The organism is Thalassovita mediterranea (assembly GCA_019448215.1).
Taxonomy (GTDB): domain Bacteria; phylum Pseudomonadota; class Alphaproteobacteria; order Caulobacterales; family Hyphomonadaceae; genus Henriciella.
The window spans coordinates 947,232-969,735 of the sequence record CP080408.1 but is presented as its reverse complement, the minus strand read 5'-3'; the positions used below and the strand labels follow the sequence as shown (position 1 = coordinate 969,735).

Here is a 22,504-nt window from a genome sequence, read left to right as displayed (position 1 = left end):
GGCTATTCTGACAAACGCCTCAGAGCAGGAATACGTTCACACGGCGTTCACGGCACAATAATTAACGTATGTTAACCAAAAAGCTTGTTCTGAAGTGCTTTGGTGGTAGGCTGAATACTGAATTTATCAGGGAGGGTGACCATGAAAATCTTAGGTTTTGTAGCTTTATCTGTTTCTGCACTTGGAATAGCTGGGACAGCATCTGCGCAGGATTTTATGAAGGAGCCGACATACGGCACGATCGAGCTGAGCGCCGGATTTGAGCCTGACCCTCACGAGATCGACCTGCGTGCGGGCGGCAGCATTGATGCCAGCGGCACGCTTGGCTCCGGCTGTCAGGGCTATGTCGCCGATGCCCCGGACTACGACTTGATGTACGACAATGGCTCCGGGTCTCTGCCGCTCATCATCACGGTTCGCTCAGCCTACGACACGACGCTGGTGATCAACACACCCGATGGGAGCTGGCTGTGCGACGATGACAGCGGCCCAAGCCACAATCCATCTGTCCGGTTCGATCCAGGCGAAGATGGTCTGTATGACATCTGGGTCGGCACTTATGAGGAAGGCTCGCTGCAGGATGCGACGCTGATCATTTCCGAGCTGAGTTCGTCTGAGGACTGAAGTCGCCGGTACTGGAATTGAAGACGCCCCGGTTTTTTGCCGGGGCGTTTTTTTATTTCAGAACTGGGCAACTTCAGTCGGCACTTTGTCCAAAGCGCTGGATCTCTTCTGACACCGTCACCCCGTCCTTGCGCTGAATGACATAGAGGCGGTCATACTCGTTGGCCTCGACGATCGGTTCGCCCGGGGCGGCGCCCAGAAGTTCAGCCAGCTGCGGCGTCGTATTCGAATGGCCGACCACGAGCGCGGTCCGGCCCTCTGCGTTCAGTCGATCAGCAAGCGAAGTCAGGTCAGACGCGTCATAGATCTCTATGTCGAGGCCGAGGCGAGTCGCCAGCGGGGCGGCCGTCTCGCGCGTGCGGCGATAATCGCTCGACCAGATTTTTTCGACGTCAGCGCTCGACAGAAGCTCGCCAAGTATCCCTGCTCGTTCCAGCCCAGCACCGGTCAGCGAGGGGTCGTCGCCAGCCTGCTTCTCGGCATGACGCACAAGATAGATCGTGTAGGCGTCGTCGTCGCTCATGCGTGATGGCTCGGGCGATGCCGTACACGAGACAAGTGCGAACGTTGCCGCCAGAACTGTCAGGACCAGAGTGAGATGTTTCATGCGTTCATCCCCGCCTAGACGCGCCGCCAGGTCGAACCACCTGCGCCGTCCATGACCTCAATGCCCTCGGCGGCAAGCTCGTCCCGGATACGGTCCGCTTCAGCCCAGTTTTTGGCCTGACGCGCATCAAGCCGGGCCTGAACTAGCGCATCGATCCGTGCCTTGTCATCGGCGCTCCCGCCTTGTTCCCAGGCTGATGGTGTCAACGTCAGCAGGCCAAGCTTTTCACCCGCCGCCAGCAATTCAGCGCGCGCCTTTGCCATCTTCGCTGCGTCCTTGGCGTCAGCTGCGAGGTTCGCCTCAGAGGCAAGCCGCGACAGTTCTGCCAGCGCGACCGGCGTATTGAGGTCATCATTGAGCGCCTTGTCGATACTCTTGTCGCTCGCCTGACCGCCTTCTGCCTCCCAGACGCGGCGGAGCGCGCCATAGATACGGCCCAGCGTGGTCTTTGACTGTTCCAGCAGGTCGCGCGTCCAGTCGAGCGGTGCGCGATAGTGTCCGGACAGAAGTGCAAAGCGCAGCACCTCGCCCGGCCATTGCTCAATCAGGTCATGAATGAGTTTCACATTGCCGAGCGACTTCGACATTTTCTCGCCATCCATGTCGAGAAAGCCATTATGCAGCCAGTAGCGAGCCATCGGCTCGCCGTGGGCGCATTCTGACTGGGCGATCTCATTCTCGTGGTGTGGGAATTGAAGGTCGATCCCGCCAGCATGGATATCGATCGTCTTGCCGAGATGGGCCGCGATCATGGCAGAGCATTCGATATGCCAGCCGGGGCGGCCACGGCCCCAAGGGCTGTCCCATGTCGCTTCTTCCGGCTCGCCTTCCTTGGCAAACTTCCAGAGCGCGAAATCGGCCGGGTTGCGCTTGTCTTCGGACACGGCGACGCGCGCGCCTGCCTCATTGTCCTCAAGCTTGCGGCCGGACAGCTTTCCATAATCGTCCATCTGGCTGACATCGAAAAAGACGCCAGAGGCGGCTGGATAAGCATAGCCCTTGCTCACCAGTTGCTGGGTCAGGCGCACCATGCCGTCGATATGTTTTGTCGCCCATGGCTCAATCGATGGCGGCAGCACATTCAGCGCAGCCATGTCAGCATTATAGATCGCCGCATATTTCTGCGTGATCTCATCAATCGGCGTGCCTTCCTCGAGCGAACGCGCAATGATCTTGTCCTCAACATCGGTGATGTTGCGGGCATAGAGGACCGACGCTTCGCCATAGGTCCGCCGCAGCAGGCGGAAGAGGACGTCAAACACGACCGGTGGGCGCGCATTGCCGATATGGGCGTAATTATACACCGTCGGCCCGCACACATAGAGGGTCACACGATCCGGGTCCTGAGGTTCGAAAACCTGCTTTTCTCGTCCAAGCGTATTGTAAAGCTTCAGGGGCATTTGGTGTGACTTCTTCTATCGGCGCGGCGTCGAGGGATAAGAACTGTGGCTGCTTGAACGCAAATTCTGGTCGCGCGTCAATTCGCGGGGGTGCTGGCAGAGGCTGGGGTGCTGCCGCGGGCGACTGCGATCTGCTGCGCGAGCAGAAGGGCCGCAGCCGCGAGAATGACGGGGCCGAGCGGCGCGAAGAAGGCGATCAGCGGCAGGAAGAGCAGAGCGCCCATCACAAGGTTGAACCGTGTCAGTGCAGGGCCGTCTCCGGTCTGTCGTGAGAACACCAGATAGAGCGCAGGCACCAGCGCCAGCATGTCGTAGTTGAAGGCGTAAGGCGAAAAGAGAAACACTGCGACGAGCAGCAGGGCGGTTTCCAGTTCTGGCGCGGCCGATGGCTTTCGGAATGTCCAGATCACCAGCCCCAGTGCCAGCAGCGAGAAGGGCGCCTGAACAAGCATCGCCAAGGAGGCGTCGAGCCCCGCCAGTCTGCCCAGTGCAAACCCTGTCGGCATCATGCGCAGGAAAATGCCCGTGCCCTCTTCGGCGACGATGCGCTGGAAGGGGAGGACATAGTCGAAATAGTCCCGCCACAGCTCCACCCCGAAGACGAGTGCCGACAGGACAATCATCGCGGCGCTGGTGACGACCGCTGAGCCGATAACCGTCCAGTGCCCACGCAGCAGCAGGAAGACAGGAATGAGCAGCCCAAGTTGAGGTTTCACCGTCAACGCGCCGAGGCAGATGCCCGCCAGTATCGGCCGGTGTCGGACAAGGCTCACGCCCAGAAAGAGGAGCGCACCCGTGATCAGCCCGTTCTGGCCGAAGGCAGCATTCACCAGGAAGGCGGGCGCAGCCAGTGTGAAGAGCGCATAGGTGACCCAGTCCGGCCTCTGCGCGCCAAGCCCGAGCCGCGTCGCCGCGACAAAAAGCACAACGCCGACACCAATCCAGAGCGCATAGGCGGGCAGATAGCCAAAGAGGCCGAGTGGCAGAACGAAGAACAGGTAATGCGGCGGGTATGACCAGTTGAGCCCTAGCGCGATCTCATACTGGGCTTGCAGATAGGCGCGGTACTCACCGACCTTCATCAGCGTCTCGCCAGCTCCGTTGAGGATGAGGCTGCTTGCGCTGTAATAATTGATGAAATCGCGCCCGATGAGCTCACGGCCGGTAAAATCGACAAGGCCGCTGGCTGCACTCAGATAGATGCCATACCCAATGGCTGAGACGCACAGGATGGCGACCGCATAGTATTGAAAAAGCCGTTGCATCACGCCTTGCCGCCACGCCCTCAGCGGGCCGCCCTCAGGCTGTCATCGCTAGCACTTCAGTCTTAACAGTCCGCTTCGAAGGGATGTCTTGTCGCGGCGGCAGTGATGGCAACTTGTAGAAATAGTGATCCAGTTGGCTTATGTGACAGTATACGCCCTGAGGGAACACGAATGGGCGGGCGTTAAGTCCGGTATTGGGGTGTGTAGGGCGCATCCACAGAACATCTGGCTCGACCCCCGTCCCTCAGAAACAGGAAACTTACCATGGCGATGGATGCCATCACAAAACAAGAAAATCGCGGACAAATGGACGCTGTACGTCGACCAACACAGGAAGAGGCCGAAGAGGCCGTACGCACGCTGCTCGCCTGGGCAGGTGACGATCCACGTCGCGAAGGCCTGCTCGATACGCCAAAGCGCGTCGTGAATGCCTATAAGGAGTGGTTCCAGGGTTATGAGGAAGACCCTGTGAAGTATCTCTCGCGCACCTTTGACGATGTGCAGGGCTATGACGACATGGTCATGCTCCGCGAGATCGACGTCGAGAGCCATTGTGAGCACCACATGGCGCCTTTCATCGGCACGGCCTATGTCGCCTACATGCCGACCCAGGCTGTCGTCGGCATCTCCAAGATTGCCCGCGTGGTCGAGATTTTCGCAAAGCGCCTTCAGACGCAGGAAACGATGACGGCGCAGATCTGCGACGCCATCACGGAAAGCCTCGCGCCAGCTGGTACTGCTGTGCTGATCGACGCCGTCCACCAGTGCATGACGACCCGCGGTGTTCACCACCCGAACGTGTCGACCATCACGACGCAGTTCACCGGCGTCTTCAAGACCGACAAGGACATGCGCGACCGCTTCCTGCGCCTTGCAGGCCGGTAACACCGCGTCCTCTTCAAGATCCGAAAGGCCAGCCTGCCCAAGGCTGGCCTTTTTTATTTTCTTGACGCCTCCGGTATCTCGAATTATTGTTTTTCGATAATAACGAGAAGAAGGAAGCCTCCCATGCGCGCAGAACTGGTTCGAGTCGGTCTCCATCAGGTCGACATCAAGGTCGTTACCGAAGAGGGCGAAATGCACGTCCTGCAGTGGCGGCGTAACCTCCTCTGGGACGAAGTCCTGCTCGACGGAAAGCGCCAGGGCCATTCGGGCGGTTTCGGCCGTGAGAAATGCTATGGCCTTGTTTTCGGCAAGCGCGCCGACGGCACAGGCGGAACCAAGGTGATGCTGCTGCTCGACCCTGCCACCAGCTATGGCAATTGGGGCAATCCGCATCAGCAGCTCTCCGGCGTGCGCCTCGAAACGGCTGAGGGTCCCGTCATTGCCTTTGGCACGCTCGATCCCAAAAATCTGGAAAAGCCGGCCACATTCGGTGACTGGATGAAGAAGACGATGGGCATGGAATGGGGCGACGAACGCCGCCCGCACTAGGTCGAAAGGGATGCTGCGTTTGATTGGGCGTTTTTCTGCTATGGGCGCGGCTTTATGCGCGATTGCGTTCGCCGCAGGTCCAGTCGCGGCGGCTGAAACTCCGCGAGACACGTACCTTGTGATGCAGGTCCGGTTCATGCCTTGGGACGTGTTCACCAGATACAGCTATGATCGACCTGATCTTGAGCGCGCCGCATCCAAAAAGAAAACCGTCACCTCTTCGAAAGAGATGACGGAGATTTCAGGCCTGATTTCGTCCGGGCGAATGATTGAGTTCAGACCGGTCAGCAAGATGAATCTGCGCTTTCATGCCGAGGTTCGCAGAGGCGACGTGCTGATGCTCGAATACGTTGCCGATCGATTTGCGGTCTGTGAAACGACGTCTGAGACTTGCTACGAGAATTCTGAAGAAATTCGCGCCGCTATCGCCGAATTTATGGGACGAGCGCCAAAACTGACGCTCAGAGATTAAGCCGTTTCTTCGTCATCCCCACATGTGGCTTCGCCGATGCAGGATCATCTGGCCAGTCATGCTTTGGATATTGCGCGCGCATATCCTTGGCCATGTCGCGGTAACCCCCGCTCCAGAAGCCTGAAATGTCCTTGGTCACCGCGATCGGCCGTCCGGCCGGCGATATCAGCTGCAGTGTCACCGGCACCCGCCCGTCTGCGATTGCGGGCTGACGGGATAGGCCAAACAGCTCCTGCGCCTTGGCCTCGACCAGCGGTGCATTGTCATCGAGATAGTCGACAGGCGCATTCCGGCCTGACGGCAGCGCAATCGTCAGAGGCGCCAGAGTGTCGATCTCCTGTGCCTTCGGCCAGCCAAGCGACTGTTTCAACGCGTTCAGCACCGCGCCGTCGGATGGCATCTCGAACTTGCCGCCGCCGAGTGCAGGCGCCAGCCAGTCACCGGCTGTCGCCGCAAGCTGCGCCTCATCCAAGTCCGGCCAGTCCTCACCGAAGCTGCGATGTAGGAAGCCGAGCCGGGCGAGAAAGACGCGCACCGGCTCGCCGATGCCTGCTGCGCCAAAACCATTCGCCTGCACGAATTCGATAAAGGCGGCCCGCGCCGCCTCTCCCGATGGCTGGGGCAGGGGTGTCTCTGACAGGACGATGCGCCCGACGGCCTTCACGCGCCGCGCCTTGAAGCCTTTCGACGCAGGATCAAAACTCGCCCACTCCTCAATGACCGGAGGGTGCAGGGCCAGTACATCCGCTTCATTTATGGGGGCCGCTAGCGTGATGCGGGCACGCCCGGCTGCGCCGATCATGTCGGCGACGACAATCCATTGCGTGCGGGCGAGCGGGGAGGCTGCCTCCACCTCACCTGCGCGGCCATTCGCCAGAAGGTAGCTTGTTTCTGAGCCGTCCCGGCGCCGCGCGATCTGCCCGGGCCAGGCTTTGGCCAGCAGTTTGGCCGGGTCGCCCGAAGGCGACGCGCCATTCGCCCAGCGGTCTGCCTGACGCTTCAGCGCTTTGGCGCGCGAACTGTTTTCCTTCCTGAAGCCCGCCAGCCGGTCGCTCAGGTTGGGGGAGCTTCCACCGATGCCTGCCTCACTGGCCAGTGCAGCGATTTCGGCGGCCAACGCACGCTCGCCATCGCTGGCGGCGCTCGCCACAAGGCTTGCATATTTCGGGTCGAGCGGCAGGGCGGCCATCGCCTTGCCGTGCGCGGTCAGCTTTCCTGCTTCGTCGAGCGCGCCAAATGCACTCAGCGCTTCGCGGGCCGCTTCAATGCGGCCGCGCGGCGGGGTGTCGAGCCAGGTCAGCCGGTAAGGGTCATCTTCGCCCCATTCAGCGATGGAAAGGAGCAGGCCGGAAAGGTCTCCATTGAGGATTTCCGGGCGCGGCGCGGCGATCAGGCCGCGCGTTTCTTCCTCATCCCAGAGGCGATAGCAGACGCCCGGCCCAAGACGCCCGGCCCGGCCCCGGCGCTGGTCCACATTCGCCTTTGCCGCGCGGATTGTGCGAAGGACTTGCGTCCCGCTGGACGGTTCAAATTCAGGCACACGGGCGAGACCTGCATCGACAACGACGTGGACGCCTTCGATGGTGAGGGCGCTTTCAGCGATATCGGTCGCGAGCACGATCTTGCGCTGGCCAGCCTTGGCAGGGCGAACCGCCTCATCCTGCTCGCGCGGTGACAGCGCGCCATAAAGGGGATGAACCGATACGTCTGCTGGCAGGCTCGAGAGCCGCTCGGCCGTGCGCCTGATTTCACCAGCACCCGGCAGGAAAGCGAGGATGGAGCCCGTCTCAGCCTGAACCGCCTTTGTGATGGCCGTAGCCATCTGGTCCTCGATGCGATCCCGGTTGCGGCCTAGATACTTGGTCTCGACCGGAAACTGTCGCCCCTCACTCTCGATCACGGGTGCATCGAGCGTTCCAGCGACCTTTTCCGTATCCAGCGTCGCCGACATCGCGAGCAGCAGGAGGTCATCGCGGAAGACCGATTGGGCTTCCAGTGCCAGCGCGAGACCGAGATCGGCATTAAGGCTGCGCTCATGGATTTCGTCGAAGATGACAGCTGACACGCCCTCAAGGCCCGGATCGGCCAGCAAGCGGCGCGTGAACAGGCCATCGGTCATCACTTCGACCTGCGTCGCCTTTGAGACTTTCCGTTCAATACGGGTCGAGAGGCCTATTCGCTCGCCAGTCTTCTCACCCAGTGTCGCGGCCATACGGTCAGCGGCCATTCGCGCGGCAAGCCGTCTTGGTTCGAGTAGCAAAATCTTGCCGGGCAGCGCGTCAAAGCCGTCGATCAATCCGGCCAGCGCCAGTGGCACACGCGTCGTCTTGCCCGCGCCCGGTGGGGCCGCCAGAACCAGCCGCTTCCGGTCCCGGATGACCGAACATATCTCGCCAAGCAGGCTCTCAATCGGAAGGGTGGCTGCGTCACTCATCGCGGGCGTCGTATCGCAATCTGTCAGCCTTGGCACGGCTTCTCGCAGTGCCTTCCCGCATCCATGGTTTCGCATTCTGGCCGAACCGCGTAAGGAACTGCGCTAAAGTTTTCAGCAAAAGGCGAGAGGCCATGGCCGAAACGCTCGAATTTTCAGTCGTCGTCCCGATGCATAATGAGGCTGGCAATGCCGCCGGTCTCATCGAAGAGATTGCTGCCGCGCTCGATGGCCGCGCCTATGAGATGATCATGGTGGACGATGCCTCCAGCGACGATACGCGCGCTGTGCTGGCCGGTCTGAAGTCGCAATACCCAACGCTGCGCGTGCTCAGCCACCGCGCCAATTCCGGCCAGAGCCGGGCGATCCGCACAGGTGTTCGCGCGGCGCGTGGCCGGGTGATCGGCACGCTCGACGGCGACGGCCAGAACGACCCGGCTGACCTGCCGGACCTCTACCGGTCGCTCACCCGCGCTGATGCGCCAGCCGACCTCGTCATGGTGATGGGCCGCCGCGCCAGCCGAAAGGATACCGCCTGGAAGCGCTTCGGGTCGAAATTCGCCAATGCAATCCGCCGGCGTATGCTGCGTGATGACTGCGACGATAGCGGTTGCGGCATCAAGGTCATCAAGCGCGATGCGTACCTCTCGCTTCCCTATTTCGACCATATGCACCGCTACATGCCTGCACTGGTAAAGGCAGAAGGCTATGCGGCCGAATTCATGGATGTGAACCACAGGCCGCGCGGCGCTGGTAAGTCGAACTATACCAATTTCGGACGTCTATGGGCCGCGCTGTCTGACCTTAGAGGCGTGACCTGGCTGATCCGCCGTCGCCGCAACCCGGGCGGCGCGGACGAGCTTTAGGCGCTCAATCCCCAGCGAGAGGGCTGCCGCCTGTTCGCCTGATCCGAGATTCCGCTTAACAGCCCGCACCTGCCGGGTTAGTCAGGCACGGTTAATGGGCCGCGTGGTAACTGGTTGCGCAGCCTGAAAAAGGGGGTGTCTTCCATGCGCGCAGTGTTCAGTTTCTTTCCTCTCCTGGTGATCCCGGTCGCGATCTATAACATTATCGCGGTGACCTATTCCGGCACGACGGTGAACTATGATGCGGTGAACAATGCCGCGCCGCTGCTTGAGCTTCTGTCCGGCTCGCTCCTTACCTTTCCGATGATTTCGGGCGTCACCTGGTCGATCACCAATGGTGAGATGCTGGTGATTGTTGCTATCGCATTGCTATTCATCGAGATTTTGAAATCGACCAGTACGGGCACGTCGTCTATTTTCAATCATGCAATCTCGCTGAGCCTTTTCGTCGTCTGCCTGATCGAATTCCTGATCATGCCGAACTTTGCGACCTCGACCTTTTTCATCATCATGAGCATGACACTGCTCGATGTTCTGGCCGGCGTGATCGTGACCATCGTTTCAGCGCGCCGCGACTTCGGCGTTGGCGAAGGCTTTGCCTGATCGGCATCTCAAGCGACAAAATTCATGCAGGTTGAGCGGGGCAGGTGAAAAATCTGCCCCGTTTGCGCTTCACACGGATGAAAACACGTCTAGTGTCGCCGCCTGAGCTGAGAGGGAGCCGGAGGGGCTTATGGAATCGCTTGTCACGCTGATTGAGAATGTCGCCGGATTTATCTGGGGCGGCACATGGGGCGACACCGTCGTCATCCCCGGAGAGATAGGACCGCTTGCCATTGTGCTTCTGGGCACAGGCCTGTTCGTCATGATCCGCCTTGCTGGCCGTCCGGTTCGCCGGTTCGTGCCTGCCCTTGCCGAAGTCTGGCAGGGCCGCAAGGCACAAGGCGAGGATGGCGCGATTACGCCCTGGCAGGCGCTTTCGACTGCGCTGTCTGGCCAGGTCGGTACTGGTAACCTTGCAGGTGTCGCGACGGCGATTGCGATGGGTGGTCCCGGCGCGATCTTCTGGATGTGGATCACGGCGCTCCTCGGTATGGCGCTCGCCTTTGCTGAGAGCTCCCTTGCCGTGAAGTACCGCGAAACCGATGAGTATGGCCGCATCAATGGCGGGCCGATGTACTACATCAAGAACGGCCTCGGTAAGAAATGGACCTGGCTGGCCGTCATCTTCTGTCTCGGTACGCTCTTCTCTGCAGCGGCGACGGGCTCAATGATCCAGTCCAACTCAATTACGCAGACGGCCATGGAAACGGCCCGCGGCACGATGGGGCTTTCGCTTCCGAACTGGGGCATTGGCGTCGTCATTGCCGGTCTCGTCTTCGCGGTCATCATTGGCGGCATCAAGTCGATCGGTAGTGTTGCCGGGCGGATCGTACCGCTCATGGCGGGCGCTTATGTGCTCTGTGCGCTGGTCGTGCTGATCCTCAATGCGAGCGAGATCCCGCATGCTTTCGCGGTCATCTTCAAGTCGGCCTTTGGTCTGCAGGAAGTGGTCGGCGGTGCAGCTGGTTATGGCATGATGCAGGCGGTGCGCTTCGGTATCGCGCGCGGCCTCTTCTCCAACGAGGCCGGTCAGGGTTCGGCCCCGATTGCGCATGCTGCGGCCAAGACCAAGAACCCGGTCCAGCAGGGCGAGATCGCAATGATCGGCGTGTTCATCGACACGATCGTCATCTGTACGATGACGGCGCTGGTCATCCTGACCGTGTCTGGTGACTTCACACGCAGCCCGGCGCTGATCGCGGCGAACCAGTGTGTGGAGGAAGGATACAATACCTTGCCGGAAGGCACGGGCGTCGAGGACCTGTTCCCATCGGCCTATACCGAAGGACGCACCGAGATTGTTGCCGCGCGCGGCGAGGAGGCTTCGGCCTTCCTGCAGCAGTGCCGCACCAATGGCCTGAGCCTCGCCTCCGACCTGCCAAGCGGGTCGACCGAGGCTGAAGAGCAGGCCTATTTCGACAAGGCGCTTGCTGCCTCGACGGATGCAACGGTCCTCAATGAGGTGCGCTATGTCTATGAGACCGACGCAGAGTCGTCCGGCATCACGGCACGGGCTTACGGCGCAGCCCTTCCGGGCGGCGAGTGGGTTGTAACCATTGCGCTTTTCTTCTTCGCCTTCACCACCATCATCGGCTGGTCCTATTATGGTGAGCAGGCCGTGACCTATCTGGTTGGCGAATGGGCAACGCACCCTTTCCGCTATTTCTGGGTGATCGTGGTCTTTGGCGGGGCGATTGTGACCAATACCGATGCGCTCTGGCTGTTCGGGGACATCGCGAATGCGTCGATGGCCTTCCCGAACCTTATCGCCATTCTGGCCCTCTCAGGGGTCGTGGTGGCGATGCACAAGATGAATGATGACCCTGATCATGGTCATCCGGTGGTCGACAAGACAGAGCCACCAAAGGAGTAGAGCGCCCCTGTTTTGACGGTGCAGCCACGATGTAGTGGCGGTGCACTGGCGGTGTTTTTTGAAGACCTTTTGAGGCGAGCGCCGGGAGACTGGCGCCCGTTTCGCTATTTAAGCGCCCTGTTAAGCATCGCGGCGGCAAATTCAGGTCATGAGCGACGCTGCCCGCATAGATGCCTTCCTCGAAATGATGAGCGCCGAGCGTGGGGCCTCCCCCAATACGCTGGATGCCTATGGGCGCGATCTCCGTGATGCCTCTGACAGTATGCGCGGAAAGCTGACGCGAGCGGACGCAAAAGATGTGTCCCGCTATGTGTCCTCCCTTGCGGCCCAGGGTCTCGCCCCGCGGACGCAGGCGAGAAAGCTCTCCTCGATGCGCCGCTTCTTCCGGTTCCTGTTCGAGGAGGGCGACCGCAAGGATGACCCGACCTCAAAGCAGGAAGGGCCGAAGGCGGGCCGCGACATTCCAGACGTGCTCAGCCGCGAGGAGGTGGAGCGCCTCATCGATGCGTGCGGCGAGGATGTCAGGATGCGCTGCCTGCTCGAGCTTCTCTACGGCGCCGGCCTGCGTGTCAGTGAGCTGGTCAGCCTGAAGCTTGGCAATCTGCCTCGCCGGAAGGGCGGCCATTGGGAAACACGTGACATCATCGTGCGCGGCAAGGGTGGTAAGGACCGGCTCTGCCCGCTTGGCGGACCGGCGCTGGAGGCGATTTCAGACTGGCTGGAGGTTCGCGAGGACAGCCTGCCGAAAAAGACGCTGAAAGCGAACGGGGCGGCGGCCTACCTTTTTCCGTCGCGCGGCAAGGAGGGGCATCTGACCCGCCGCCGCCTTGGCCAGATGCTGGACGCGCTGGCCGTCGAGGCCGGGATCAAGCCGTCGAAAGTCCATCCGCACGCCCTGCGCCATGCCTATGCGACCCACCTGCTACAGGGGGGCGCTGATCTCCGATCGGTTCAGACGCTGCTTGGCCATGCCGACATTTCGACCACGGAAATCTACACGCACGTCCTGACCGACGAGCTCGCCGAGCTTCTTGAAACGGCCCATCCGTTGGCCGGATAGACAGCTATCCAAACTGTAATCTTTCAATAATTGACCTTTTGCTGGACCCAAATCAAAACCGTCCGCAGGGTATAGTGCCAACAGGCTTTCAGGGTCGCCTGTGCATCAACGCTGAGAGGCGTCTTTGTATGAGTGCGATCTTCACGCCGCAGGCGGAGAAGGAATTCTTCACGCCGTTTGGTCCCCTGATGGGCTTCACCCGTATGACGCCGGATTTCGTCGATGAGATGAACCGTGCCATCAGCCGGGATCTTGAGGATCATTCGGGCGCCCTCGTCGGCAAGGTCCGCCAGGAGCTGCGTTTCGACAAGGCGTTGATCGACCTTGCGGCGGCAGCGCTGGGCCAGACCCTTATAGAATATCATATCCGCGCGACCCATCGCGGGGCCTTCGGTGACTACGAACACCGCACCAAACAGTTCGAGCTGAACATTATGGGCGGCTGGTTCGTGCGCCAGTATGCAGGCGACTATAACCCGCTGCACATCCATACCGGGGCGTCGATCTCGTGCGTGGGGTACCTCGCCCTGCCAGAAGGCATCGACAGGGAATGGGAAGAGGATGACAGGGACCACCACCCGACCCATGGTCATCTCCAGTTCGCGCACGGCACCGACAGTCACTACTCGGTCTCGAACTTCATGATCCGGCCGCGCGTGGGCGACTTCTATATCTTTCCCTCGAACATGTTTCACTGCGTCTACCCGTTCCGCTCGGAAGGAGAGCGCCGGTCGTTCAGCATGAACCTGTCGGTGGTGGAGCGCGCGCAATAGGCGCTCATCTTCTGGCGTGATAAGAGTTATGCAGGTGCTTGCCTCGCGCCCGCACTGCTCCACCTTTCTGGGCAGGATTACATTTCCTCGCCTTCTGAAAGGATACTTCATGACCAGAACCGCCACTTTCGCGATGACCGCCCTCGGTCTTGCCCTTGCTGCCCCTGCCGCCATGGCAGAGCCTGTCGCCTATGAGTTCGACAAGGATCACACCACGATCGTTGCGAGCTGGGACCATATGGGCTTTTCCCGCCAGGCCATCGAATTCACGGACTATGAAGGCAGCCTGATGCTGGACATGGAGAACCCGGAAAACTCCAGCATTGAAGTGACCTTCAATCTTGCTGGCGGCGGCTTCTGGGTCGGTACGCCTGGCGACGAACAGTTTGAGAACCATCTGTCGTCCGGCGACCTGCTTGACGTTGAAGCCTTCCCGACCGCGACCTTCACTGCCACGTCGTTCGAAACCGAAGACGGCAAGACCGGCACGATGACCGGCGACCTGACGCTCAAGGGTGAAACGCATCCGGTCACGCTCGATGTCACGCTCAACAAGGCGGCTGAAGCTCGCGGCACCTACAAGGCTGGCTTCTCAGCGACTGGCACGATGATGCGCTCTGACTGGGGCGTCGATTACGCTGTACCGGCCGTCTCCGACGAGCTGCAGCTGATGATCGAGACCGAGCTGGTCAAGGTCGCTGAAGATGCGAGCGAATAGGCTGCATTAAATTTCCAGACAGTAACTTCCACAATGCCGGGCGCGCCACTATTATAGATGGCGCGCCCGAGCTTTTTTGGACGCCTCGTTTTGTCTGGAGCTCTTCTATGGCTGCATTCTTCCGCGCCGCTGTTGCCGGCCTTTTCATGTTCGAAATCTCTGCGGCCTTCCTGATGGGCCTCGCCGCACTGATCCTGTTTGCGCTTCACATTACCGGCGCGATCTTCTGGGGTGTCGAGGCGATCACGGCTATTGGCGCGCTCTATCTGAGCAGCCTGTTCTTCCGCAGCGCTCTGAAATACGAGCGCCAGGCTGAGACGATCGACCTGCGCCGCAGCTAGGATCAGGTGGGCGAGTTACAGCGCGTCGCTAGTCGGCCGCTGTGAACACGCCCTCGCTCGCCAGTCTTTCTTCAATGCCTGTTTCGGACGCCGACCAGTGGTCGAACGTGTCTGCACCGCGCGCGCCCTTCTCCCATGCAAGGGCGGCGACGCGGCCCATGCCCGTAAATCCGGTAGTGACCGCAGGCCGGGACAGGGGATGGGCATAGGCTTCATCCGGCGTTACAATCGTCCAGCCTGCGCCGCGTAAGCCCTCAATGGCGGCGGGCAGGAAGCTCGCGGCGGTGTCATTCTCATGCAGCAGAAGCGTATGTACCGGCTGGCTATCGAGCCAGGTCTCCGCCAGTGAAGCGGCGTGCTCTGCGGCGTCGACAATCATCGCAGCGTAGACCGCTGAAAGAACAGCCTCATCGACGATGGTGCCTTCTGCGATGGCCTTCTGCCACTGGCGGTCGAGGTGCCAGTCATAGGTGTCGACCGTGACGTAACCGTCGCCCAGCCCGCGCGCGTCGAGGCCATCCCAGACAGACTGGCGCTTTTCGGTGTCGCGTCGTCCCTGATCCAGGAATGGATAGCGAAACCACGGACGTCGGCTTTCCAGCCCTTCAAGGTGGGCTTCGGCGCGGTCGATGTCAGACAGGAAGGCATCCGCCTCCACCTGATATAGCCACGGGTGGGAGTGTGTGTGATTGGCGATGAGGTGGCCAGCATCCGCATAGCGCTCGACGCGCGCCTTGCCGTCTTCAAGCTCTTCGAACCCATCAGTGGTGACGAAGAAGACGGCCTGCACGCCAGCGGTGTTCAGGCCTTCAATCAATGAGGCGGCCCTGTCCCAGTCGCCCTTCGCACCCGGTCCAAGCGGCGCATCGTCTATGGTGATGGCAATGCGCCGCTCTGTATCCGGCAAAGAGGGCGCAGCTTCCTGCGCGGTGATCGGCGCGCCGGCGAGACAGGCAAGTGCGGCGGCGAGCCAGATGTAACGGAGCATCATGGTTTCCTTTAAGTGCCGGAATCAAAAGGGCGAAGTTACCTGACCGATTGGACGGCGTTCGCAGGATTCAGTCAAATGCCATTGACCTCGTGCCCGGCGACGGGTGCATTGTCGCCAGACAGATATGAGGACAGGCCCCATGAGATTTCCTTCCATCCTTTTAGGCCTCGCCTTTGTCGTGGCGGGATGCGGCAATGATGCGGGTGAAACACCGCCGCCTCCTGCGCCACCTGCACCAGAGGAAAGCCCTGCGCGCGTCGACGCACCGGGGCAGACGGCCAGCGTCTCCATTGAGGATTTCGAGCCGATACTGGGCGATGGCTGGACGGGTAATCTCGTCTATGCCGACCCGAACGCTGAAAGCGGGCAGGGCACCGCCGATGTAGAGCTTGAGGTCAGCCGCGAGGGGCAGACGCTGACGCTGGACTTTTCCTTCCCCGGTTCGCCGCAGGGCGATGGCAGCGCGCCTCTGGAGATCTCCGAGGACGGCGACTGGATCAATGATGAGATGGTGCTGCGGCGTGAGCAGACTGGCGACATGCTGACCCTGCTGACCCGTCAGGAATGTATCGAGGGGCGCTATATTGCGACCTGCGAATACCTCTACGACATTTCCGAAACCGAGTTTTCCATTGCCAAGGCCTATCGACTGGCCGGTGAGGAAGAACAGCGCTTTGGCCACCAGTACAGCTTTCAGCGGGATGCGGCTGGCTAGGCTTTTCCATGCGGGCACACGCGCCCCGCGCACACGATACCGAATTGGGGGAATGAATGCGGACGATTATCGGCTTGGTGGCCGCAGGCGCGCTTGCGGCCTGCACGCAGATGCCTTGGCGCGAGGAAGCGCCTGAGCTGCCAGCAGTGCAGCCGGGCGACCTTGCCTTGCTTGAAGGCAGCTGGACGGGCAGTCTCACCTATCGTGATTACAGCTCGCCGCACGAGGATGTGAGTATTCCGGCAACGCTGGAGGCTGACCAGCTGGACGAGGGAATTCGGCTGGAGCTGAAATATCCAGATGAGCCTTCGGCCTATGACAGGTCCATGCTGATCGCATCCGATGAAGGACGCACACTGAACAGCGAAACGGTGATGTCGCGGACGAAGACCGGTGATGAGGTCACGATTGTGACCGCGTCAGACTGCGAGGATGACGGGCGCCCGGCCCAGTGCGAGGTCACGTATACGCTCTCGCCGAAAGTCTTCGAGATGAAGAAGATGGTCGCGCTGGATAGCGGTGAAGCGTCGTTCAGGCGCAACGCCTATGCCTTCGTTCGTATGGCCAAACCAGACTGAAAAGCGCTGCAGAACCAAAGCATTTTGCCGGACTGAATTGACGCACCGGCAGCGAGGGATATGTTGCGCCGCAACAGGAGGATGAGGATGAGCCAGAAAACACCGCGAAACTTTTTCAAGCCGCTCGCGATCGGCGCGCCGGACCCGATGCGGGAGCTTCCGGTCCGTCTGGAGCGGATGATCCATTTCGTCCCGCCGCACCTTGAAAAGGTGCGCGCCAAGGTGCCGCAAATGGCCGATCAGGCTGATGTGGTTCTGGCCAATCTTGAGGACGCCATTCCGGCCGATGCCAAGGATGCCGCCCGCGACGGCGCCATCGAGATGGGCAAGATGGTCGACTGGCAGGGTAAGGGCACAGGCTTCTGGAGCCGGGTCAATCCGCTGAACTCGCCATGGTTTCAGGAAGACGTTTCGCGCCTCGTGCTTGAGGCCGGTGAGCAGCTCGATGTCATCATGCTGCCCAAGGTCGAAGGGCCATGGGATATCCATTTCGCCGACCAGTATGTGGCGCAGCTGGAAGCCAAGGCAGGGCTGAAGCGGCCTATCCTGTTCCATGCGATCCTCGAGACCGCGCAGGGCATGGCGCTGGTCGAGGAGATCGCGCTTGCGTCTCCGCGCATGCAGGGCATTTCGCTTGGGCCAGCGGACCTTGCCGCAGACCGCAAGATGAAGACGACCCGCGTCGGCGGTGGTCACCCTTATTACCGCGTCGTGGATGATCCGAATGAGGACGGCTCCAAGCGTGAAAGCGCGCAGCAGGACCCGTGGCACTATACGATTGCGCGCATGGTCGATGCCTGCCGCATGGCCGGGATCAATGCGTTCTACGGTCCATTCGGTGACATCGCCGATAGCGAGGCGTGTGAGCAGCAATTCCGCAATGCCTTCCTGCTCGGCTGTTCGGGCACGTGGAGCCTGCATCCGAGCCAGATCGAAATCGCCAAGCGCGTCTTCAGCCCGGCACCCGATGAAGTGAAGTTTGCGCGCCGGATTCTCGAGGCGATGCCGGACGGCACAGGCGTCGCGATGCTGGACGGCAAGATGCAGGATGACGCGACCTGGAAACAGGCCAAGGTCATCTCTGATCTGGCTGATCTGGTGTCGGAAAAGGACCCGGAATTGGCCAAAGCCTACGCGGCGGACTAGGTTGGGGGGTGTATCCAAGAGCAATCAAGGAGACCACCCTTTGACCAAACTTACAAAAATCCTCGCATTTACAGCCGCTTCAGCCGCGCTTTCAGGCACTGCCGCTGCGCAGATGGACTATCATGGTTTCAACCCGGAAACGGTCGACGCGCTGAATGAGCGCCTGCTTGAACCGTTGACGAGTGAGCAGCTGGAAGTCCTCGCCCCGCATCGTGACATCGAGGTCTGCGGCGGCACCTCCAGTGTCCAGATGCTGATGCCTGAAGGCTGGGAAGAGCGCGCGGCGAGCGCCAATCCGGTTGGCGGCGATGTCGTCATGCCGGTGCCGACCGGTCCGCTCGCGCCGGAATACCCGCCACTGTTCAATGCGCTTGGGGTTGAGGGCAGCTGCCAGACGATTTTCAGCGTGAACGCCGCCGGCGAGACCGAAGACGTGCTCGCAAGCTGCACGCTGCCGCAATTTGCAGCTTCGGCGACCGAAGTGCTCGAGGCGCTTGAGTTCGAGCCTGCAGATGGTGAGGCGAGTGCGGAGACGGCGGATATCCTGCTGCCGATGAATTACTGCCTGGAGGGGCCGGCAGACGGCTAGGCGCGTTGTACCTGTCCGGGGTGGCCAAAAGGGCTGGCCCGGGCGCGCTTTTCTTCTCTGCAACTCTGGCCTCCAACTCTGAAAGACCAAATCGATGAGACTTTCACATGCCCTGCCGGGTGCCCTCATGCTTGCGGGGTTGTCTGCCTGCGCGGTTGACCCCTATCCGCCTGCGCCAATCGACCAGCGCGGCGTGAATGCGCCTGTCGGGGAGGCTATGGGCGTCCAACCCGGGCAGATCGCGGCTTGCGGTCATGCGGGGGCGCCAGTTGTGGAGTTGCGATATCCCGATGGCTGGCAGGCGCGGCTTTCGCAGGTGCCAACCATGAGTTCGGGCGGTGGCGGCGATGAGCTTCTTGGCGGCGTGTCTGAGCCGGATGCTGTCGTGGGCACGGGTGTCCAGCCGATCACGCCGCCGCAGCCGGTCTATCCGGTCAGCGCGCGTAATGCCGGCCAGGAAGGGCGCTGCGAGATCCTGATGGATGTGAGCCCGGCGGGGACGCCGCAGAACATTCTGACAGCGTGCTCTGCGCCCCAGTTTAACGCGCCAACGTATCAGGCTGCGACGGGCCTTCGCTTTGACCCGCCGCGCGAGGGCGGTCGCTCAGTGCGGCTGGTCAATGTCGTCTATCCGGTCACCTATTGTCTGAATGAGTAGAGGCAGCGCGAGCGACTGGCTGCCCGGGAGCAGAGCATGAAATTCTCCGTGGTGGCCGTTCTGGCGGCGCTTTTCTTGGGCAGCGGGGTTGCCGACGCGCAGCAGCGCGAGGTCTGGCAGACCGAGATCGGGACGGTGGTCTATGACCATGAGACCGCGCGCGGTGAAGCGGTGCTGACCTTCCCGATCGCCAATAGCGAGCAGCGCGGGGTGGCTTTCATCCCGCAGCTGGCTGGAAACCGGACCAATCGCGGCGTCTTCTATGGCCTCTGGGTTGAGCCGGACGGGTCGGGTGCGCCTGCCTGCGACTTTGCGATTACCGATCCTGAGACGAATACGCCGCGCCAGACCTGGGGGCGTATCCAGATGATCTTTGTCGATCCGGGCGTTCCCTCAAGCTGGGTCTTGCGCCGGGGCTATTGTTTCGACGACTATTCGGAATTCCTGATTGGGCGACCGGTCGGGGTCCAATAGACACAAAGAGATGAGGGGACGCGCATGGCGGCGACGACAGGGTATTCAGACAATCTGCAGCGCTGGATGGACTATTTTCACGGCGACCATGACGCCGCTGCGCTCGATGCGATCCTGCATGACGATGTCGTGTTCCAGAGCCCGATCGTCCACACGCCCCAGCGCGGCAAGCCGATCACAATGATGTATCTTGGCGCGGCAGGTGAAACGCTCGGCAATGACAGCTTTCGCTATGTCCGCATCTTCGATTGCGGCGATAAGGCCGTGCTGGAGTTCGAGACCGAGATGGACGGCGTTCACGTCAATGGGATCGACATGATCGAATGGGATGATGCGGGCCTCATCACTGACTTCAAGGTCATGGTGCGCCCACTTAAGGCCATCGAGACGGTACATGCGTCGATGAAGGCCATGCTGGAAAGCATGAAGGCGAAACGCGCATGAGCGGGCGGCCCGTGCCGGTCATCCTGACCGAGCGGCTGAAATTGCGCGCGCATGAAGCGTCCGATTTCGACGCGCTTGCCGCCCATTGGAGCCATCCCGAAACGATCCGTTTTATTGGCGGTACGGCCCGCTCCCCACATGACGTCTGGAACAGGAATGTCCTGCGCAATCGCGGGCTCTGGGAGGTCCTGGGTTATGGCTACTGGCTGGTCGAGGAGCGCAAGGGCGGAGCGTTTGTCGGCGAGGTTGGCTTTGCCGATTTTCACCGCGACACCGAGCCGGGCTTCTGGGGCGTGCCGGAATGCGGCTGGGTGATCTCTCCCGACAGGTTCGGGCAGGGCTATGCGAGCGAGGCCGTTAAAGCCATTCACGACTGGCTGGACAACGAGACCGAACACGAAAAATGTTGCTGCATCATCGACGCTGAAAACGCGCCTTCGATCCGGATTGCGGAGAAGATTGGCTACGTCCAGCACGGCACGGTGCGCTTCAACGAAGAGGATGTGATGTATTTTGAGCGTGCCAAGGGCGGGCAGAGCGCCTAGGAATCGCCCAAAAGCAGCACTAGGTTCATCATTATGCCAACGACCTATCTCGATTTTGAAAAGCCGATCGCAGAGCTCGAGACAAAGATTGCCGAGCTGGAAGCGGTGTCCCAGCAGGGTGAAGGCCCGTCGATTTCCGACGAGCTGAAGAAGCTCAAGGACAAGGCTGCCAAGCAGCTGAAGGACACGTATTCCTCGCTGACGCCGTGGCGCAAGACGCAGGTTGCCCGCCATCCGGAACGCCCGCATTTCAGCGACTATATCGAGCAGCTTTTCGAAGACTTCCAGGAACTGGCCGGCGACCGCGTGTTCGGCAATGACGAAGCAGTGATTGGCGGCCTTGCGACCTTCCGGGGCCAGAGCGTCGTGGTCATGGGCCATGAGAAAGGCCGCAACACCGAAAGCCGCCTGCGCCACAATTTCGGCATGGCGCACCCTGAAGGCTACCGTAAGGCCGTACGCCTGATGGATCTGGCCGACAAGTTCAACCTGCCTGTCCTGTCCTTCGTGGATACGGCTGGCGCATTCCCGGGCAAGGCCGGCGAGGAGCGCGGACAGGCTGAAGCGATTGCACGTTCGACCGAGCGTTGCCTGACGTTGACCGTGCCGATGGTGTCGCTGATCATTGGTGAAGGCGGCTCCGGCGGCGCGATTGCCATCGCAGCGGCCAATCGCGTCCTGATGATGGAGCACTCCATCTATTCTGTGATCTCGCCAGAAGGCTGCGCCTCGATCCTTTACCGCGACTCCGCCAAGGCGCGCGATGCGGCCGAAGCGATGAAGATCACCTCCGAAGACCTTCTGAAGCTGAAAGTCATCGACGATGTCGTGAAGGAGCCGATTGGCGGTGCCCATCGCGACCCGCAGCGCGCCGTCAGCCAGGCGGGCAAGGCCATCGAGAAGGCGCTCAGCGAACTTGAAGGCCTGTCCCCAGCCGAATTGAAGCGCCAGCGCCGCGAGCGCTTCTATGCGATTGGGCGCGAGGGTCTGAACTAGGCTTCAGAGGTAAGCGTCCTTAAGCCCTTATGGTTCGACTTCGCTCACCATACGGGCGTCAGTGTAAGAAAAGGCAGGCCACGTCCTCGCCCTCATGGGAGAAAAGTCCGGGACGGCCCGGCGCTTTTCTGATGAGGTCATGCGATGGCGTGGATCATTCTTTTCGTGGCCGGACTGCTTGAGGTTGTCTGGGCCTATTTCATGAAACAGTCAGCCGGTTTCACCCGGCTCTGGCCGAGCGTCATTACCCTGACGGCGATGATTGGCAGCTTTGCGCTGCTGTCATGGTCGATGCGCGTCCTGCCGCTGGGCACAGCCTATACGGTCTGGACCGGTATTGGCGCGGTCGGCGCCTTTGTCCTTGGCATCGTCTTTCTGGGCGAAAGCATCAGCCCCATGCGCATCGCCGCAGCAGTCCTGATCCTGTCGGGGCTGGTTCTGATGCGCCTCTCGGCAGCGAGTTAGTCCGGCTTACCAGCGGGCGTCGTGCCCTATCGTGAAGCCGTCGCGCCTGAAGCCGAAAGCGCCTTCACCGGTCCAGTTTTTTCCGTCCGGGAACTGGACCGGCACGCCGTCCAGAAGGTCAGGGTCGAAGAGGCGCATGTTGACGCCCACCATGTCGTTGACCTTGTGCGTGTCCCTGAAGGCGTCGGTGCGGACCCAGTGCGTTGTCGCCCCGCAGCATTTGCAGGAATGAACGTCTACGGCGGCGAGCGTCTTGTCGCTGCGCGCATATCCGACGGTCTCGCCGTCGGTAGTCACCGCTTCAGGCTTGAAATAGCCCCAGGCGCTGCCCGTCTTGCGGCAGAGGCTGCAATTGCAGTCGAAGATGAAGTCCGGCTTTGCGTCGATGGTCACGCTGACCGAGCCGCAGAGGCAGTTAGCTGTCATGATGTTCTAT

The 22,504-nt window shown here is 60.9% G+C and carries 27 protein-coding genes; 21 read left to right on the top strand and 6 right to left on the bottom strand.

Annotated features, from left to right (window positions below; translation table 11 throughout):
- The first annotated feature begins 216 nt into the window (after window positions 1-216).
- Window positions 217-624 carry a peptidase S1 gene (locus KUV46_04695; GenBank protein QYJ01697.1) on the top strand — a complete coding sequence of 136 codons (408 nt, stop codon included), beginning with the start codon at window positions 217-219 and terminating at the stop codon, window positions 622-624.
- A gap of 73 nt (window positions 625-697) precedes the next feature.
- On the opposite strand, the gene KUV46_04690 is transcribed toward KUV46_04695, so the two are convergent.
- From KUV46_04690 to KUV46_04680, 3 genes are all read right to left on the bottom strand, one after another.
- A complete protein-coding gene (locus KUV46_04690; GenBank protein QYJ01696.1) occupies window positions 698-1,231 on the bottom strand; it encodes a histidine phosphatase family protein in 534 nt (177 codons plus the stop codon).
- Window positions 1,232-1,245: 14 nt separating this feature from the next.
- Window positions 1,246-2,631 carry a cysteine--tRNA ligase gene (cysS, locus tag KUV46_04685; GenBank protein ID QYJ01695.1) on the bottom strand — a complete coding sequence of 462 codons (1,386 nt, stop codon included), beginning with the start codon at window positions 2,629-2,631 and terminating at the stop codon, window positions 1,246-1,248.
- Between the two features lie 77 nt (window positions 2,632-2,708).
- Window positions 2,709-3,896, bottom strand: coding sequence for a DUF2029 domain-containing protein (locus tag KUV46_04680; GenBank protein ID QYJ01694.1), 1,188 nt, complete (start codon window positions 3,894-3,896; stop codon window positions 2,709-2,711).
- Between the two features lie 306 nt (window positions 3,897-4,202).
- Between KUV46_04680 and folE the strand changes: the two genes are divergently transcribed.
- From folE to KUV46_04665, 3 genes are all read left to right on the top strand, one after another.
- The gene (gene folE / locus KUV46_04675; protein ID QYJ01693.1) at window positions 4,203-4,781 is read left to right on the top strand and encodes a GTP cyclohydrolase I FolE; all 579 of its coding nucleotides are present in this window, start codon (window positions 4,203-4,205) and stop codon (window positions 4,779-4,781) included.
- A 123-nt stretch (window positions 4,782-4,904) separates the two neighbouring features.
- Window positions 4,905-5,330, top strand: coding sequence for a hypothetical protein (locus KUV46_04670; GenBank protein ID QYJ01692.1), 426 nt, complete (start codon window positions 4,905-4,907; stop codon window positions 5,328-5,330).
- A gap of 10 nt (window positions 5,331-5,340) precedes the next feature.
- Window positions 5,341-5,802: a hypothetical protein gene (locus KUV46_04665; protein ID QYJ01691.1), complete on the top strand. Its 462-nt coding sequence runs from the start codon at window positions 5,341-5,343 to the stop codon at window positions 5,800-5,802.
- Here KUV46_04665 and hrpB read toward each other — a convergent pair.
- A complete protein-coding gene (gene hrpB / locus KUV46_04660; GenBank protein ID QYJ01690.1) occupies window positions 5,792-8,236 on the bottom strand; it encodes an ATP-dependent helicase HrpB in 2,445 nt (814 codons plus the stop codon). The genes KUV46_04665 and hrpB overlap by 11 nt on opposite strands.
- 131 nt (window positions 8,237-8,367) lie before the next feature.
- Between hrpB and KUV46_04655 the strand changes: the two genes are divergently transcribed.
- The 7 genes from KUV46_04655 (at window position 8,368) to KUV46_04625 (ending at window position 14,467) form a co-directional block, all read left to right on the top strand.
- Window positions 8,368-9,099 carry a glycosyltransferase family 2 protein gene (locus KUV46_04655; GenBank protein ID QYJ01689.1) on the top strand — a complete coding sequence of 244 codons (732 nt, stop codon included), beginning with the start codon at window positions 8,368-8,370 and terminating at the stop codon, window positions 9,097-9,099.
- Window positions 9,100-9,243: 144 nt separating this feature from the next.
- Complete coding sequence (locus KUV46_04650; GenBank protein QYJ01688.1) at window positions 9,244-9,702, top strand: hypothetical protein; 459 nt, start codon at window positions 9,244-9,246, stop codon at window positions 9,700-9,702.
- Between the two features lie 130 nt (window positions 9,703-9,832).
- Window positions 9,833-11,575, top strand: a complete 1,743-nt coding sequence (locus KUV46_04645) for an alanine:cation symporter family protein (GenBank protein QYJ01687.1) — start codon at window positions 9,833-9,835, stop codon at window positions 11,573-11,575.
- Between the two features lie 148 nt (window positions 11,576-11,723).
- Window positions 11,724-12,635: a tyrosine recombinase gene (locus KUV46_04640; GenBank protein ID QYJ01686.1), complete on the top strand. Its 912-nt coding sequence runs from the start codon at window positions 11,724-11,726 to the stop codon at window positions 12,633-12,635.
- Between the two features lie 128 nt (window positions 12,636-12,763).
- Window positions 12,764-13,408, top strand: a complete 645-nt coding sequence (locus KUV46_04635) for a 2OG-Fe(II) oxygenase family protein (protein ID QYJ01685.1) — start codon at window positions 12,764-12,766, stop codon at window positions 13,406-13,408.
- Between the two features lie 109 nt (window positions 13,409-13,517).
- Complete coding sequence (locus KUV46_04630; GenBank protein QYJ01684.1) at window positions 13,518-14,126, top strand: YceI family protein; 609 nt, start codon at window positions 13,518-13,520, stop codon at window positions 14,124-14,126.
- Window positions 14,127-14,233: 107 nt separating this feature from the next.
- The gene (locus KUV46_04625; GenBank protein QYJ01683.1) at window positions 14,234-14,467 is read left to right on the top strand and encodes a hypothetical protein; all 234 of its coding nucleotides are present in this window, start codon (window positions 14,234-14,236) and stop codon (window positions 14,465-14,467) included.
- 28 nt (window positions 14,468-14,495) lie between these two features.
- On the opposite strand, the gene KUV46_04620 is transcribed toward KUV46_04625, so the two are convergent.
- Complete coding sequence (locus KUV46_04620) at window positions 14,496-15,458, bottom strand: polysaccharide deacetylase family protein (GenBank protein QYJ01682.1); 963 nt, start codon at window positions 15,456-15,458, stop codon at window positions 14,496-14,498.
- Between the two features lie 139 nt (window positions 15,459-15,597).
- On the opposite strand from KUV46_04620, the gene KUV46_04615 reads away from it, so the two are divergent.
- The 10 genes from KUV46_04615 (at window position 15,598) to sugE (ending at window position 22,068) form a co-directional block, all read left to right on the top strand.
- Window positions 15,598-16,173: a hypothetical protein gene (locus KUV46_04615; GenBank protein ID QYJ01681.1), complete on the top strand. Its 576-nt coding sequence runs from the start codon at window positions 15,598-15,600 to the stop codon at window positions 16,171-16,173.
- Window positions 16,174-16,229: 56 nt separating this feature from the next.
- Window positions 16,230-16,751 carry a hypothetical protein gene (locus KUV46_04610; GenBank protein ID QYJ01680.1) on the top strand — a complete coding sequence of 174 codons (522 nt, stop codon included), beginning with the start codon at window positions 16,230-16,232 and terminating at the stop codon, window positions 16,749-16,751.
- 87 nt (window positions 16,752-16,838) lie between these two features.
- Window positions 16,839-17,897, top strand: coding sequence for a CoA ester lyase (locus KUV46_04605; protein ID QYJ01679.1), 1,059 nt, complete (start codon window positions 16,839-16,841; stop codon window positions 17,895-17,897).
- Between the two features lie 40 nt (window positions 17,898-17,937).
- Window positions 17,938-18,486 (top strand): energy transducer TonB, encoded by a 549-nt coding sequence (locus tag KUV46_04600; protein ID QYJ01678.1) that lies wholly within the window; start codon window positions 17,938-17,940, stop codon window positions 18,484-18,486.
- 94 nt (window positions 18,487-18,580) lie between these two features.
- Window positions 18,581-19,144 carry an energy transducer TonB gene (locus tag KUV46_04595; protein ID QYJ01677.1) on the top strand — a complete coding sequence of 188 codons (564 nt, stop codon included), beginning with the start codon at window positions 18,581-18,583 and terminating at the stop codon, window positions 19,142-19,144.
- A 36-nt stretch (window positions 19,145-19,180) separates the two neighbouring features.
- Window positions 19,181-19,618 (top strand): hypothetical protein, encoded by a 438-nt coding sequence (locus tag KUV46_04590; GenBank protein QYJ01676.1) that lies wholly within the window; start codon window positions 19,181-19,183, stop codon window positions 19,616-19,618.
- A gap of 24 nt (window positions 19,619-19,642) precedes the next feature.
- Complete coding sequence (locus KUV46_04585; protein ID QYJ01675.1) at window positions 19,643-20,062, top strand: nuclear transport factor 2 family protein; 420 nt, start codon at window positions 19,643-19,645, stop codon at window positions 20,060-20,062.
- Window positions 20,059-20,607, top strand: a complete 549-nt coding sequence (locus tag KUV46_04580; GenBank protein QYJ01674.1) for a GNAT family N-acetyltransferase — start codon at window positions 20,059-20,061, stop codon at window positions 20,605-20,607. Before KUV46_04585 ends, KUV46_04580 begins: the two co-directional genes overlap by 4 nt.
- 33 nt (window positions 20,608-20,640) lie before the next feature.
- Window positions 20,641-21,603 carry an acetyl-CoA carboxylase carboxyltransferase subunit alpha gene (locus tag KUV46_04575; GenBank protein ID QYJ01673.1) on the top strand — a complete coding sequence of 321 codons (963 nt, stop codon included), beginning with the start codon at window positions 20,641-20,643 and terminating at the stop codon, window positions 21,601-21,603.
- A 144-nt stretch (window positions 21,604-21,747) separates the two neighbouring features.
- Entirely contained in the window at window positions 21,748-22,068 is a 321-nt protein-coding gene (sugE, locus tag KUV46_04570; protein ID QYJ01672.1) for a quaternary ammonium compound efflux SMR transporter SugE, read from the top strand.
- 6 nt (window positions 22,069-22,074) lie between these two features.
- Here sugE and KUV46_04565 read toward each other — a convergent pair whose 3' ends face one another.
- Window positions 22,075-22,494 carry a hypothetical protein gene (locus tag KUV46_04565; GenBank protein QYJ01671.1) on the bottom strand — a complete coding sequence of 140 codons (420 nt, stop codon included), beginning with the start codon at window positions 22,492-22,494 and terminating at the stop codon, window positions 22,075-22,077.
- Window positions 22,495-22,504: the final 10 nt, after the last annotated feature.